The organism is Siphonobacter sp. BAB-5385 (genome assembly GCF_002261125.1).
In the GTDB taxonomy this organism is placed as follows: Bacteria; Bacteroidota; Bacteroidia; order Cytophagales; family Spirosomataceae; genus Siphonobacter.
Map to the genome: position 1 here is coordinate 1 of NZ_NMPS01000191.1, position 15,720 is coordinate 15,720.

Sequence of the window (15,720 nt, forward strand, 5' to 3'; positions counted from 1 at the left end):
AAGGGGTTCAATCTGAATAGCCCCGTATGCAATACGGGGATACGATCAACCCGGCAGGCACAGCATACCCCGGAAGAGGTTTAACTTGAATAGCACCGTATGAAATGCAGGTAACAAACCGTATTACTACTGAAACTATACTCGCCAACCCATAACTCCGTACGAACCCAAACTACCCAGGCATTCCCCTATCAAACATCAAACCACTTCAAACACAGTTCTTCAAACCTTCACTTCAACACTTCCAGATCATTCAGCTCCGGACCACCGCCGTGATTGGCCGAACCCGCTCCGATGTAAATTTTGCCCTTATAAACCACCGCCTGCGTCGCATGACGTCCTTTTTTTAATGTAGGACCTTTCGTCCAGGTATTGGTTTTGGGGTCCAGAATTTCGGCTTCGTTGTGAGCCAGTACCTGCGGACTTTCGCCGCCGATCACCCAAACCTTGCCCTGGTGCGTTACGGCCGTACCACCCGCCCGTTGTGTGGGAATGTTGGAGGTAGCGGGTAGGGTCTCCCACGTGCCTTTTTTGAAGTCGTATACATCCACTTCGGCAATGGTTGTTTCCAGAACTTTGTTAATCCGGGCCGTGGAGTTCCGACCACCCGCCAGATACATCTTGTCTCCCACGACCGCCGCCGCAATGTGGTCGCGGGTACGGGGGGCGTCGGCGAGTTTTTTCCAGGTATCCGTCTTCGGATCGTACTCATCCAGCCAGGCTACGTGTCCGTCGTAATGTCCATCCATGATGCCGCAGCTCAGGTAGATTTTATTTCGGTATACCACCACGCCCGTCGAACCCCGTAGCCGATCCTTGGGAATCGCCGGCCCTTTTCGCCACTCCCCTTTCGTAGGGTTGTAGATATAGATGTTGGGGATGGGCGTCTCGTGGGGAAATTTCCCTTCAAAGGCTCCCATCACGTAGATTTCACCGTTGTAGGTGATTGCCTGAAAATGATGCATCTCCAGAGGTGGCGACGGCAGGCGTTGCCAGACCAGCGTATTTAGGTTGAGGGCCTCCAGGGGCCGCGTACCCCGGCCACCGATGGCGTACAAACTATCCCCAACCAGCGTTGCCGCACTTTCGTGACGCGTTGCACACGTGTTTTGCGTGAGTACGGACTGCCATTCCTGTGCCTGAGCCGCCAGTCCCAGCAGGATCAAAGCTCCACTGTATAGCATTTTCATAGGTAGATCCATGAAGAGTGTGAACCGAAAAGACTACAAACGCCGAATCTTAATATCCCGTAACCAGACTTTTTGCCCGTGGTGCTGAAACATGAGTAGTCCATCCGTAGAGGTGGCAAACTTGGGATTACTCGAAAACTTGCTCTTGCGAATCAGCTCCTGTAAATCCTTCGAGCCAATTTCGTAGGTCACCACTTTTTCACCATTCAGCCAGTGCTCCACGTGATTCTTATTGACAATAAGCCGGGCATCGTTATACGTCCCTACGGGTCGAAGCTTTTTGTTCGTAGGCGTAATCAGATCATACAGAGAACCCGCCGAGCGTTTGGGCTCTTTGTCGTTGAAATTAATGTCGTCGAGAATCTGCATTTCGAAATTATCCAGCCAATTTGGACTGTTGCCATTTCCGGCCTGACTCGCGGCATCTTCTTTCATGTAATAAAAAACGCCGCTGTTACCTGCTTCCGACACTTTCCACTGAAAGGCCAGCTCGAAATCCTTGAATGATTCTTTGGTCACCAGATCAATGTTCGGTACGCCCGTTTGCGTTACTAGGGCCCCTTCTTCCACTTTCCAGGCATCCGTTGGGAAGGTTTGCATCCGGTATCCCCGCAGAGCCGCGGTTGATTTGCCATCGAACAAATAGATCCAGGTGGGCTTGGGCTTGGAAGCCGTACATACAGCCAACATGAGCAGGCTAAGGATTACTTTTTTCATGCGTTAAAACAGGATTTAGAGTGTGATTCAAAGGTACTCGCTTCTAGGATTCTTCGTTCAGGATTTGCTGAAAAGTCTGGGCGTCTTCGACCATGTGTCTATTATTGAAAAAGACGTAGGCCGGTCCTTCTTCGGGCAGCAATTCCTTCAGTTCACATAGTTCCTGCTCCTCGTACTGGTACCGCCAGCCCTCCCGTCCGTGCAAGCGAAAGTAAGCGGTTTCGGGCGTTGTTGTCTGCTGAACAAAAGGATCAACTGCGTGCCAAAGGTGCAGATCCTCGCACAAGCCTTCCACTACGTCCCATTCCCAGTCACCCCGGGGTTCCCAGGCCAGATGTAGTGTACCCCGATCCAGTTCCGAAAAAAAGCGTTGCAGCTGATGCACGTTTTCCGGCGTTTGTCGAAAGCTGGCCGGGCATTGAAACAGTACGACGCGAGCCCCCAGGGCCTCCGCACAGGCACGGGTCGTTTGCCAGGCCTCTTCGACAATGGCCGTGGGCCGAAAGGCACCCGCCTCTTGTTTCTCCTGATCCGTGAGTTTTCGTTTGAGTCGTTTGTAGGTCGGACTTTTCGCTTCGTGCGTAATGAGCTGCCAGGCTTTCAGCGTAAACTCGAAAGGGGCGGGTACTTCCTGCCGCCAGCGTTCGAGCGTACGCAGCTGCGGAGGCTGATAAAACGTATGTTGAACTTCCACACAGGAGAGTTTTTGAACGTATTCAGTTTTGGTACTATTGAATCCACAGGTTCCCACGTGAACGTTTTTCATAATCATCCATATAGTCAACGTATAGGGTAGTAACGAAAAACGTTCCATTCGGTTTTAATTCCGTTTTATCGGCTGGTAACAAAAAAATAATTTGGCCCGTTAGCCACGTGTCGCCAGTTTTGTGGGCATTCTTTCGTTACCAGCGTTCGAAAATTCGTTTCCCATTTTACCTGCCTGATTGATCCATGGATTCCAGAAGAGATTTTCTAAAAAAAGCAGCCTTATTATCCAGTGCAGCCGGACTGGCAGGATTGCTCCCCGCTTCCATTCAGAAAGCTTTTGCCATCGATCCCGAAGCCGGTACTACGTTTCTGGATGCCGAGCACGTGGTAATTCTCATGCAGGAAAACCGTTCGTTTGACCATACCTACGGCACTCTTCAGGGCGTACGGGGTTTTAACGATCCACGGGCCATAGAGCAGCCCAATCGTAAGAAAGTATGGTTTCAAACAAACGCGAAGGGGGAAACGTACGCTCCGTTCCGGCTAAACATGAAAGATACCAAAGCTACCTGGATGAGTTCGCTACCGCATTCCTGGGAAAATCAGGTGGATGCGTTTAATGGCGGTCTCATGGATGGGTGGCTGGAAGCCAAGAAATCGGGGCACAAGGATTACGCCGATATGCCCCTCACGCTCGGCTATTACAATCGCGAGGATCTACCCTTTTATTACGCTTTGGCCGATGCCTTTACGGTTTGTGATCAGAATTTCTGTTCGTCGCTGACGGGTACTACACCCAACCGCTTGTACCTCTGGACGGGCACCCTCCGCGATCCCCGCGACCCGAAAGCCCAGGCCAATGTTCGGAACGAAAACGTTGATTACGAGGATGAAGTAAGCTGGAAAACCTTTCCCGAACGTCTGGAGGATGAAGGGATTTCCTGGAAAGTATACCAGAATGAGATTAGCCTTTCGACGGGCCTGGAAGGCGAGGAAGATAGCTGGCTGGCCAATTTCACCGACAATCCGCTGGAGTGGTTTTCGCAATTCCGCGTACGTTTTCATCCGGCCTACCGCACTTATATTCAAAAACAGGTAACGGTTTTACCGGAGAAAATAAAGACACTGGAAGAAAGTCTGCGTAAACTGGAAACGAGCGATCCCACCTACGAAAAGACGAAACGTACGCTGGATTCTTATAAGAAACGGCTGCAAACGTTTCAGTCTGACCTGAAACAGTATACGCCCGAGGCCTTTACCAAGCTTTCAGCGAAAGAAAAAAATCTGCATCAGCGGGCGTATACCACGAATGTTAACGATCCGGACTACCACCAACTGACGACACTGAGCTACGAAGAAGCAGGGCAGCAACGTAATGTCCGCGTACCAAAGGGCGATGTTCTGCATCAGTTTCGCAGCGATGTCAAGAACAAAACGCTGCCGACGGTTTCCTGGGTAGTGGCTCCGGAAAACTTCTCCGATCACCCGAGTGCTCCCTGGTACGGGGCCTGGTACCTCTCGGAAATGCTCGACATTCTGACGCAGGACCCGGAAGTCTGGAAGAAAACCATTTTTATACTGGCGTATGACGAAAACGACGGCTACTTCGATCACGTACCGCCCTTCATTCCCGCCCATCCCGATCAGCCCGAAAGTGGCCGGACGAGTGCGGGTATTGATACCCGACTGGAATTCGTGACAGCCGAGCAGGAAGCTTCCCGCAAGGAGCACGGCCGGACGGGCCCGATTGGCCTGGGTTTCCGCGTACCGCTGGTGATTGCTTCGCCCTGGAGCCGGGGCGGTTACGTGTGTTCGGAGGTATTCGATCATACGTCCGTCGTACAGTTCCTGGAAAAATTTGTCAGTCATAAACGCGGTAAAACGCTTAGGGAAACGAACATCAGCGACTGGCGACGGACCGTATGCGGGGATCTGACTTCGGCGTTCCGTCCGTATGCGGGTGAAAAATGACGCTTCCCACCTTCGTATCCCGCGATCCCTTCGTTCAGTCCATTCATCAAGCTCAGTTCAAGCCGTTGCCGACGGGTTACAAGGCCTTATCTACGGAAGATCTCCGTCAACCTGCGACCGTCTTACCCCAGCAGGAAAAAGGGGTACGCCCTTCGTGTGCTCTGCCCTACGAGCTATACGCCGATGTAGTACCTTCGAAGCAAAGCCTTCAGCTCGTTCTTTCGGCGAAAAACAAATTGAAAGGCTCTACGGGTGCCCCTTTTCAGGTGCATGAACAAAGCGAAGGTGCTTTGAAAATCCGCTCGTACACGGTAACGGCGGGTGATACCTTACAAGATTCCTTTCCGGTCGAGGCTCAGCTTAAGGTATACGGTCCGAACGGTTTTTACCGGGAATTCAGCGGGGAGTCATTGATTCAGGTTTCCTGCGACTACCAGCGAAACCGACAGAAGCAATATACGGGCCAACTCGTACTACGCATTCAAAATCTTAACCCTACGGAAGATTGTCCGGTAAGCATTACCGATGAGTCGTACGGAAATCAGGCTATTTCGAAAACACTGGCCCGAGCCGGACAACCGGGTGATCGAACGGAACTGGTGATTGATTTACAGAAAAGTCATCAGTGGTATGATCTCAGCGTAAAAGGGGGTGATTCGGTGTATCGGTACGCGGGCCGGGTAGAAACGGGCAAGGCCGGGTATACGGATCCTTTGCTGGGTTAGTTTTCGGCCAATTTATTTTCCCCGTATTTCATGCGGGGCTATTCAGGTTAAACCCCTCCGGGGTTAGAGTATTTAGTTGAAAAAGAGGGAGGTAATGGGTGCAGGTTTCCAAACCTCTACCCACCATTGGGCCGTTTCCAACTGCCACCGCTCCGGCATTCCCCGCATGGCATGCGGGTCTAATTACATTAAACCCCTTCGGGGTTATTTAGCAATAGACACACACAAGAGCAATTATTACGCGAGAAATCCAGTAAATAGAGTGAAGCGATTTCTCCGTACATTCGGGTTCTATACATGCTCGAATGATGGAATCGATCGGACGCCGCATTACTGCTGCCCCTGAACTGACCGACCTGATCGGTCATTACTACGAAATTCAGACACCATCGGGGTTTGATCCGCAGGTCTATCATCTGTCTCCGTCGCTGGAAATGATGCTGGCGTTCAATTTCGGTCCACCGATACGATTTTCGTTTGGTAGCCAGTTGGATCGATCCATTCAGAAAATTTTTATTCTGGGTCCGTTACGTCATATGCTGACGTATGAGTTGAGGGCCAACGCCGATCTTCTGATTGTTAATTTTACCCATAACGGTTTTTATCGGCTCCTGTCTCAATCGATGCAAAACCTAAATCTGGAAGAATGGTCTGAATCGAAGCTTCTGGCCCAAACGCAGCAACTCGAAGAACTTTGGCAGAAACTGGCTTCGTTTTCCGACACGCATCAGCGGACTGAATACCTCAATTCTTATTTAGTTTCACGCCTGACACCCGACGAAGCCGAAGCAGTGCCTTTACTCACGCACGCAGCGGCTTTTCATTCGCCCGTGGTAAGTCCGGTAAAAATCATCGCCGCAGAAACGAACCGGACTGAGCGTACCGTACAGTTACGCTTCAAAAAATACGTAGGTTATTCGCCGAAAGAACTGCTGCGGTTTCTTCGTTTCAAGGAAGTCCTGCATACGCTAACGAACCGATCAGAGGCATCCGTCAACTGGTTTGAATTGATTGAACAGTACGGCTATCACGATCAAAGTCATCTCATTAAAGATTTCCAGTACTACACGGGTGTTTCGCCCCGGCAATTTCTGAAACTCAGCGATGCGTTTTGTAGCAGTAGGGATTAGAAATATTTTACAGGCTGTTTATTGGCCAAGCCTAGATTCCTGCACCCGTTTCCCTCTCTTCAAGCATACCTCCTAACCCCGAAGGGGTTCAACGTGATTAGCCCCGTATGCAATACGGGGAATGCCGGAGCGGTGGCAGTTGGAAAGGGCCCAATGGTGAGTACAGGTTTGGAAACCTGTACCAGTTACCTCCCTCCTTTTCAAACACCCACAACCCCGAAGGGGTTTAACCTGAATAACCCCGTATGAAATGCGGGGAAACGACACACGCATTACCTCCTGTCACGATGCTTCCAACAGAATGAACCCAATAAAAAAGGCTCCAACCCTTGCGGAATTGAAGCCTTTCGATAGTAAAAATGGTGTTTAGTATAATTGATTAAATAACCATTTGAAGGTTCCGTGCGACTGAGCCCGGAACGTAATTTCCGGTCCGAAGGCGTATAGTTTTCCCTGGCCCACTTTGGCTTCAAACGCGGCTACGCCATCCTGCAGATAGGCTTCACCCCAGGCCCAGCCACTGCGTAAAGGTTTATTGTTGGGAAACCACGCTAACGGCGTCAATTGACCTTTGGCGACCGCTTCCGAACTCAGATGAAAGACGGGGCTATTGTCAAAATATACATCGGCCTGACCGGGCAATCCCCAGCTGGCTTTCGCTGAAGAATCGACACTGACCCGCAGAATACTGCCGGGTACGTAGTATTTTCCACTAGGTAATTCACGTTCTTCACCCGTAGCGGTCAGCTCGGACAAGGCACTGCGTACCGGTAACCCGAGGTGATAGGCCAGGTTCGTGCTCGAACCAATTGTGACTACTTTTCCGCCTGCTTCGAGGAACGCTTTCAGTGGAGCGATGGATTGGCTGGCCGTAATCCGTCCCATGGTAGGATGAAACTCAGACGGAATCTCCTCTTCTTTCGTTTCCGTCCGGAAAGCGGCGTAGGGATCATTATCCGCTCCGCGATACACTGGAATGGCCCGGGTTACGAATACGATGACGTCATACTTGTTCTTCAAATTACCCGCGTCAATCTCCTTCGAATAAACGACGTTACAGGGAAAATGATACTGCTCCATCAACCAGCGTACCCAGCCCGAGGGCATCGAGCCGCCGTACGTATCCCACAAGGCAACGCGTAGGGGTTTTACTTTTTCCATCGCCTGCGTCGGTTTTTTGGAAAGCCCCGTCACTCGCAGTCCAGCACTTTGAGCAACCTGATCCAGCGTCGCCTTGGCTTTGGCACTGGCGGGTACGTAAAAATTACCCATCTCCGATCCCTGCGTAATCCGGAATACTTCCACACCCGCTTTCTGAAGATCATTCACGGCCAGGAACGCGTCATTCATTTTCGTACTCAGCACGTACCCCCCGGAACCCGCGGCTACTTTGGCTGGAATCGTTTGTAATTCTCCGTAGGGCAGGCGTTGGAACGGTCCGTCAAAACCTTCCAGCATGCGGTCAAAGGTGACGCCCATCTGATACGCCAGCGTCCATCCAGCGGCATCGTACGGACGAATCGGAGGGCCACCGGGATACTGGAAGTCATTGGGGTAGTTTTGGGGTTCAAACATGTCAATGATGTGTGGACGGAAAGCCTGAGCCGTTTTCACGATGAACGAACCCGCTGGATACTTCTTCCCGGCAACGGTGAAATCTGCCGTTGCTTTTTCTACACCAATGCCGGTACGGATGAGGGCATTGACGAATTTGGTTGCCGTAGCAAAATCGGCCTGGTTGGCAGGAATAATGTATCCCCGCGGATCGCGTAAGAGCGGTTCCCGCATGACGCTTTCGTAAAATTTAAGCGGCATTCCCGCACTCCGCGACCCCCAACCCATGGGATCTGCGGCAGCGGCCGCTACGCCGCCCCCGCGAGCCCCACGGGTCTTGGCCTGGTCGGCCTGGTAGGCCGTATTAATCGCTTCAATACGTTTAGGGTACGGCGTCCAGTAATCGGAGCTGCCCCGCTCGATGGAGTTTTTCCCCATCGAATAAATGTTATACAGCAGGTGATCGCTGTTGCGGGCGGCGTAATCCAGTACGGCGAAGTTCAGCGAAACCGAATAGTCGATGGATTGCTTGAAATGCCACTTCTGCGGCGTGACGGGGTTGGGCGTATTGTTATTGGGGATCAATCGACTAGGTACTAGCGGTACCTCTTCGGGCGTTGGGCCGCCGATGATTTCCGTCAGCAAACCAATCATGTTGTGAAAGTGGGTCGTCGTCCGTAAGCCACCGTTGTACCAGGTTGAAAAGCTTGATCCATTCAGGCGGGTAAAGCCGGGCTTTTTCTCGGCGTTCAGGCGGTTGTACATCGCCGCACCCAAGGCATCAATACCCGTTACCATCATCGGATCAAAGACGTAGTTGAAGGGATCGCGGTACGGTGGACCCGCTAAAACCGACCCCGCCGGACCCCGTTGGTGGTGGTTGTACATGATTTGCGGAATCCACTCTACGAATAACTGCCGACCTACGTTTTGCGATTCTTTCATGTTGAGCATGAAATAATCACGGTTGTTGTCGTGACCGATGTACTTATGGTACAGCCGGGGAATGGTTTCCATTTTGCGTTTTGTTGGATCTTTTTCCCGCATGTACCAGTTGGCCACCAGTTCCTGCCCGTCGGGATTGATGTGCGTAAAGAGAATCACCACATTATCCAGAATTCGCTTGGTTTCAGCATCGGTACGCGTTGTGACCTGATACAATGTTTCGATGAGCTGATGCGTAGCGACCATTTCCGTCGAGTGAATGCCGCCGTCGATCCATACAATGGCTTTTCCTTCCGCGGCCATCGCCCGGGCCTGCTCCTCACTCAGTCCTTCGGCACGAGCCATTTTGGTGGAGATTTCCTTATACCGATCCAGCTTTTTATGGTTGTCTGCGGACGTTACAATCATCATGATCTGATCGCGGCCTTCTTCAGTCTTGCCAATAACCTGTAGCTTCACCAGATTGGGTACGGCCTGAGCCACTTTCTTGAAATACGCCTCCGTTTGCGTGTAATTGGCCAAGTGATAATCATCGCCAATGGCAAAACCAAAATGTTCTTTAGGCGTCGGCACCTGAGCCCTGCTCACGTGCACGCTTACGCAAACCAAGATGAAAATCAGACGTTTAAACATAGGCTAGTGATCAATTAGATGCGTTGATTGTTTAGCGTTTGGTACAAGCTTTGAAGAATAGGTACTTATTTACTGGTTTTTGAAGCGTACACCGATCCGGCAGTCACAGGGTTCCCCCCGGGATTCGTCGCAGGCATTGTCCTGAAACTGGACGATGCGTTTTCCATTCTGCATCGTCAGGATGAACTTGAAGAGAAAATAATCATTAACGGCCACCTTACTCAGGTCGGTGTTGGTAATCTGAGCCAGTTGCGTCGGGGTGAATCGGTAGGTCTTGGGAAACTGCGTAACCGATTCGTACAAAATATCCGTTTTGGCCACCGTACTCGGTAAGGGAAACTGCCGTTCCGTGGGCTGTACCCCGGCCAGGGATAGCGTGATGGGATACGCCGGCGGACTCGATTCCCGCTTGTTATAGCTCACGTATACATCAATGGACTGTACCGGGCTATCCCCAATGTTATTCGCATCCAGGGTCCATTCGAATACTTGACTGGTAGCGAAGTTGGGATCTTTCAGGTTGAAAAAGGAAACCTTGGCCGTCTGCACCGTCGGTAAAGCGGATGTCTGCAAATTCAGCGTAGCCTTGGGCGTGGCCGTAGTCGTATAGTTTTCCCAATCGTAATCGACGGTTTTGCAGGAAGCCAAAGCCGCGAGCGTCGTCAGGATTGCGTGAATCAGGTATTTGTTCATAGAATATGGTTTCATCAAATGCCGTTTATTACTGGAGTTTAAACGTTTCAGCGGTTTATAAAAGCGTCAAATGAAGGGTCGTTAGGGGTTTGCTTCGTTTTCTAAATAGGTCCTTGTAAATAGATCAGGACTTGTCCTTGAGCGACGGCTGACTAGTAGCCCCTAAGCATTCCATGCGAACCAAAAGATCAACCTATTATATGATCAGCTTATTTTAGCCCAATAAGCCTTTCAAACCCTACTTATCCCAAAACACCGGCGTTAGCTGCTGAGCCCGTTGCACGGCATCCCGATTGGCGATCACCGAAGCATTGGAGGTCATTTCTGTTTCGGAATAGTAGAAGCGGAAGGGGAACGTATCCAGGGGCGACACCAGATCTTCGAGCTGCGGTAGACCCGTCCGGCGGTAATCGTTGTAGGCTTCAACACCGTTGCCGTACAGGGCAATCCATTTTTGCATCATCAGTAATTGCATCTTCCCCGCGGCATCAGCGGCATCGTACTGCTGACCCAAGCGGGTAATAAAGCCCGTGATGGTAGCCGCCGGAATGGCGTTTCCTTTATTACTGGCCGAAAGCGTACTGACGCTCGTGAGTTGAGCCGTTACGGCATCAAGCAACAGTTTGCGGGCATCTTCGCCCGTATTCAGCGTCAGGGCCGCTTCCGCCCGGATGAAGTTGACCATGGCATTGGTAATCAGCGGCAGAATACCCGCCCCCGTTCCATCGCCCGACGTAAACAAGGCAATCCGGAAAGAATTGGCCGTTGTACCAGCACTGGCTCCTTCGTTGTTCAACAACTGATTGGCGGAAGTCAATGTCGCAATGGTCCCGTTGTCGTACAAACCCGCGGCGGGGTAAATGCCGGAAATAGCCCGCGTACTGTGGTCGGCGGGGGAAGCCGCTCCATCGCCCGGATACCGTCCGTAGTACCCATCGCCGTTGGTGGCGTTGGCCAGACCAGCATTGGACCGCATCCGGAATACGTAGTACCGCAAACGAGGATCATCCTGTTGCTTGAGGCGGTTAATTAAGGTCATACTCATATAACCACTCCGACTGGTATTGTACGAATTGATGTACCAGGGATGGCGGGAGTTGGGCGTCACGTTGCTACCGTAGCGGAAGGTGAAATCATGAGCATTCTGCGTCATGAGCGGGACACCGCTGCTGAGCAGCGTCCGAATGCCCTGCTCGGCCCGGGCGGGGTCAGCCAGACGAATCTGATTGAACATTTTCAGTTTCAGCGAATGAGCCATGCGTTGCCAGCGTTCCTTCGAGCCCTGGTAAAACAAATCAGCACTGCTCGTAACCGTAAAGCCTTTTTCCATGTCAGCCAGGGCCTCGTCAATCAGCGTGAAGAGGCTGTTGTAAATATCCTGTCCCTTATCAAAAACCGGATCGGTATAGCTTCCACCCGCCTGCGTATAGGGAATGTTGCCCCATACGTCCACCATGATGCTGTAGAGATAGGCTTTCTGTAGTTTCGCGATGCTGACGTAGCCCCACTGTTGCTGCTCGGTACCGGTCTTAATGATCGTCTCCAGATCGGGAATGGCCCCGGTGTAGAAGCCGGACCAGGACGAAGAAAAGGTGCCCCCCGACTGATCCCAGCGGTTCAGGTTTCCCGAGCCCCAGTGCTGAACCACGGCTGAACCCCCACTGTTGATGCCCGTAAAATTGCCCGCAATCGATACCTGGGTACCCGATAATAACAGGCTCAGGTTAGGTTCCGTCGGGTTATTAGGGTCGCCATTAATGTCAACAAATTTCTTGCAGGCACTCGTCGTGAGGATCAACACAAAAGCGACTAAAAGCGAGATAGGACGATGCGTTCCGTTCATGATACCTGTGGTTTGCATTACGTTAAAAACTGGCTCTCAGGTTAACACCGAATCGGCGGGTGGTGGGTACGCCGAGTGAATCGAAGCCCGCGTTATTCGCCGCTCCCGTACTTACTTCCGGATCGTAATTCATGTACTTCGGGGTGTTGGGAGCCTTGTACCAGAGATTCCGACCACTCAGGGAAATGGATACGGAGCCAAAGGGCGTTTTTTGCAGGATATTGGAGGGAAGCTGATAGCCTAGCGACAGCTCCCGCAACCGAAATACGGTCGCGTCGAACACGTAGCCCTCGCCAATTCCCCCCGGACCGTAGCCACCACTGAAGAAGTAGTCGATGACCGTCAGGGCCGTGTTATTGGGAATTTTATTGCCGCTTTCATCCAGGATGGGTTCCAGCGTATTCACGTTGCCGAGTACACCCGGTCCGACCCAGAGCGTTTCGCGGTTTTCGGTATCACGCGTTACGCCCCGCGACAGGGCATTCCCGATGTTGGTCGAGTAAATCGCTCCACCCTGTTTCCAGTCAAAGAGTACATCAAACGTGATGCGTTTGTACGAAAAGCTGTTGTTCAGGCCCACAATGAATTTGGGATTGGGATTACCAATGGGTCCGCTCGTGGCCGCCGCAATGGGCTTGGCCGTCTGGGGATTCACCAAAATGTTCCCCTCGTTATCGCGGGCGTATCGACTGCCGTATATCTGCCCGTAGGGTTGTCCGGCGATGTGGATATTGTTTCCGTACACCAATTGAGCAAAGCCGCCCAGATCATCCACGTTATTTCGGTTACGGGTGAAGTTGGCGTTGATATTCCAGCGGAAACCCGAAGCCAGCGATACGGGCGTTGCACTGATTCCCAGTTCAATTCCCTTGTTGGAGGTTTGCCCGAGATTAATGATGCGATCCGTGAAACCCGTCGATGGAGCTGACTTTACGGTAAAAATCTGCGAGGTACTACGTTTGTGGTAATACGTCAGATCAATGGAAAGGCGGTTGTTAAAGAACTGTAGCTCGGTACCGGCTTCAAATTCTGTGATGAACTCCGGCTTCAATCGGGCGTTGGACAACACGTCGCCCAGCGTCATGGTACTCACATTGGATTGGACCGGATTGGAAAAGGGAGCGTCCAGATCCCCCGCACTCGCGTTGGCGTTAAACACATTCACGGTCTGGTACGGCTGAGCTTCATTCCCCACCTGTGTATAGCCCACGCGAACTTTACCGCAATTCAGGATGGGACTATTGAGTCCGAAGGCTTCGGTAAAGATGAACGAACCGTTTACACCTCCATACAGGTAGCTGCGGTTTTCCGGCGGCAGCGTGGAGGATACGTCATTCCGCCCCACGATATTGAGTGAAGCAAAGCCCTTGTAATCCAGCGTTATATCTGTAAAAAACGCGTAAAACCGCTGCCGGATCATCGCCCGATTATTAGGCAGCGTTCCCAGGGTAATCGTGGAAGTATTGTTGATGTTATTGATTCCAGCCGTGATGATATTGGTACCGACAAAGGCCGAGCGGTCGGTCATCCGCTGGTTGATGTTATTGCCGAAAATGGCCCGTAGTGAAAAATCCTGTTTAATGGTTTTCGTGATCGTCACCAGTAAGGTATTGTCCAACTCCTGCCGGTAGATATTATCCGTATTGATGGTACCGTTGGCGTATACCGACGAGCCCTTACCCAGTACACTCACCCGGCGATCCGTGTAGGCGTTGAAACCCGCTGTATTCTGAATATTCAGCCAGCTTAAGGGGTCAAAACCGAGTACAAAGTTTCCGTAGTACCGGTCCACGTTACTGGTCGCCGGACTGTGTCGGATGGACCAGTAGGGATTGTCAACCCCCGCGTAATCGTACACATTGGCTCCAGTGTTGGGATTTTCGTAGGGGTAACCCGTCAGATCATAGCTCGTCGGCAAATAATACATCGTGCTCATAATGGAACCGCTACCCCCAATTGGGGGCGATTTCTGATCCGTCATGACGTAATTGATGGTTCCACGCACATAAAATTTGTTATCCAGCCGGGCATTTCCACCTACGTTGATGGACGTACGGGCAATCTCATTACCCGGAACAATGCCCTGGTTGGTCGTACGGCTCAGGCCTACCGTAAAGTTTCCTTTTTCGCTACCGCTGTTTACCGTCAATGCATTTTCGTAGACGGAGCCGGTACGGAAGAAATCCCGCTGGTTTTTTCCCGCGTACGAACGGTAGGGTACCTGGACGGGAGTCACCCCATCGGCTTCATAAAACTGCGGAAAATCGGCGGCTGAAAAACCAGCCCGGGCCAGTGGATGCGGAATCGTCGCCCGCGTACTGTAGGCCGAACCCGATGAACCATATACGGCACTTCGGTAATCGCCGTTGGTTCCCTGCCCGTATAATTGCTGATACTCGGGTAATCCGGCGATCGTTTCGGCGGAATAAGAGGTGTTGTACGTGATTTCTGTACCCTTCCGGCTCTTTTTAGCCGAAGCTTTCGTGGTAATGATGATGGCCCCGTTCGCCGCCCGCGATCCGTAGAGGGCCGCCGCGGCGGCTCCTTTCAGTACGGTCATACTCTGGATGTTGTTGGGGTCAATGTCGAAGGCCCGACTGGCCGTACTCTGGTTGCTCTGCGTCTGGTTGTTGCCGGTTACCGGGGCAAACGTCGAATTATCGAAGGGTACCCCATCGACGACGTACAGCGGCTGGTTGTTATTGCCCAGCGACGAATTTCCCCGAATCGTAATATTCGTGGCTCCGCCCGCCACACCGCCCCCACCCTGGACGTTTACCCCGGCTACTTTTCCGGCCAGGGCCCGTACGGGATCGGGTTCGTTTTTCTGGGCCAGATCGGTCGTGCTGAGCGTACTGACCGAGTAGCCCAGAGCGTTGGCCTTCCGTTCGATACCAGCGGCCGTCACCACTACTTCCGTCAATTGTTTGGTCTCATTTTCCAGAACGACATCAATAGTGGTTTTTCCCGCTATGTCCAATTCCTGACTGGCATAACCAATAAACGAAAACACCAGAACGCTGGTCTCGCTGGGGGCCGTAATCAGGTATTCGCCCTGGGCATTCGTCACGGCTCCGATGCCCGTTCCTTTCACCCGCACGTTTACGCCGGGCAATTCGGTACCATCTTTGGCGGTTACTTTTCCTTTTACCTTGATTTCGGCTTTCGAAGTTTTTTTAGACTCCACCGATTCCCGAATCCGCTCGGAAATGATATAGGTCTCGCCGATTTTTTCATACGTCAGGTTGAGGGGTGAGAGTACCTGCTGCAAATTTTCTTCCAGACTACGTTTACCAGTACCAACGGTTGCCTGTATACGTTTGTCCTGCACCAGCTTCTTCTGGTAGGCAAACTGTACATGGTACTTCTTTTCCAGTTGCTGAAAAACTTCCGTTAGCCCTTTTGTAGCCGGGGTGGCGGGCCGGGGCCGCTCTTCCCTTTCGGCCTCCGCTCGGGCAAAGTACGCCGGGGTTTGTCCCGCAGCCGAACAAACGATCCCGGTTATCAGTAATCCGACTAATCCGCTGCTCTTCCTTCGTAGTAGTAATCCCATAGGTAGCCATTGGTTTGCGAAATGAGAATGGTCGTACTTCAGCGGTAAGACAAGCGTA

The 15,720-nt window shown here is 51.9% G+C and carries 10 protein-coding genes; 3 read left to right on the plus strand and 7 right to left on the minus strand.

What is annotated here, in order from left to right; translation table 11 throughout:
• Positions 1–230 precede the first annotated feature (230 nt).
• Genes BWI93_RS18920 through BWI93_RS18930 form a run of 3 tightly spaced genes read right to left on the minus strand, consistent with a single transcriptional unit; the run spans position 231 to position 2,721 of the window.
• Complete coding sequence (locus tag BWI93_RS18920; RefSeq protein ID WP_094814164.1) at positions 231–1,190, minus strand: kelch repeat-containing protein; 960 nt, start codon at positions 1,188–1,190, stop codon at positions 231–233.
• Positions 1,191–1,223: 33 nt separating this feature from the next.
• Positions 1,224–1,907 carry a DUF1080 domain-containing protein gene (locus BWI93_RS18925; protein WP_094814166.1) on the minus strand — a complete coding sequence of 228 codons (684 nt, stop codon included), beginning with the start codon at positions 1,905–1,907 and terminating at the stop codon, positions 1,224–1,226.
• Positions 1,908–1,950: 43 nt separating this feature from the next.
• Positions 1,951–2,721, minus strand: a complete 771-nt coding sequence (locus BWI93_RS18930; protein ID WP_255157954.1) for a DUF72 domain-containing protein — start codon at positions 2,719–2,721, stop codon at positions 1,951–1,953.
• 137 nt (positions 2,722–2,858) lie between these two features.
• Here BWI93_RS18930 and BWI93_RS18935 point away from each other — a divergent pair, with 137 nt between their 5' ends.
• The 3 genes from BWI93_RS18935 to BWI93_RS18940 all read left to right on the plus strand — a co-directional run bounded on the left by BWI93_RS18935 (position 2,859) and on the right by BWI93_RS18940 (position 6,441).
• Complete coding sequence (locus BWI93_RS18935) at positions 2,859–4,586, plus strand: phosphocholine-specific phospholipase C (protein ID WP_369679187.1); 1,728 nt, start codon at positions 2,859–2,861, stop codon at positions 4,584–4,586.
• Positions 4,583–5,311 carry a phospholipase domain-containing protein gene (locus BWI93_RS29725; protein WP_369679188.1) on the plus strand — a complete coding sequence of 243 codons (729 nt, stop codon included), beginning with the start codon at positions 4,583–4,585 and terminating at the stop codon, positions 5,309–5,311. The genes BWI93_RS18935 and BWI93_RS29725 overlap by 4 nt, the downstream gene beginning before the upstream one ends.
• A gap of 305 nt (positions 5,312–5,616) precedes the next feature.
• Positions 5,617–6,441 carry a helix-turn-helix domain-containing protein gene (locus BWI93_RS18940; protein WP_094814168.1) on the plus strand — a complete coding sequence of 275 codons (825 nt, stop codon included), beginning with the start codon at positions 5,617–5,619 and terminating at the stop codon, positions 6,439–6,441.
• Positions 6,442–6,807: 366 nt separating this feature from the next.
• On the opposite strand, the gene BWI93_RS18945 is transcribed toward BWI93_RS18940, so the two are convergent.
• The 4 genes from BWI93_RS18945 to BWI93_RS18960 form a co-directional block, all read right to left on the minus strand.
• Positions 6,808–9,573 (minus strand): M14 metallopeptidase family protein, encoded by a 2,766-nt coding sequence (locus tag BWI93_RS18945; RefSeq protein WP_094814170.1) that lies wholly within the window; start codon positions 9,571–9,573, stop codon positions 6,808–6,810.
• A 69-nt stretch (positions 9,574–9,642) separates the two neighbouring features.
• On the minus strand, positions 9,643–10,281 hold the full coding sequence (locus BWI93_RS18950) for a hypothetical protein (protein WP_255157955.1): 639 nt from the start codon (positions 10,279–10,281) through the stop codon (positions 9,643–9,645).
• A 223-nt stretch (positions 10,282–10,504) separates the two neighbouring features.
• Positions 10,505–12,109 (minus strand): SusD/RagB family nutrient-binding outer membrane lipoprotein, encoded by a 1,605-nt coding sequence (locus tag BWI93_RS18955; RefSeq protein ID WP_094814174.1) that lies wholly within the window; start codon positions 12,107–12,109, stop codon positions 10,505–10,507.
• Positions 12,110–12,131: 22 nt separating this feature from the next.
• The gene (locus BWI93_RS18960) at positions 12,132–15,662 is read right to left on the minus strand and encodes a SusC/RagA family TonB-linked outer membrane protein (RefSeq protein WP_094814176.1); all 3,531 of its coding nucleotides are present in this window, start codon (positions 15,660–15,662) and stop codon (positions 12,132–12,134) included.
• Positions 15,663–15,720 lie beyond the last annotated feature (58 nt).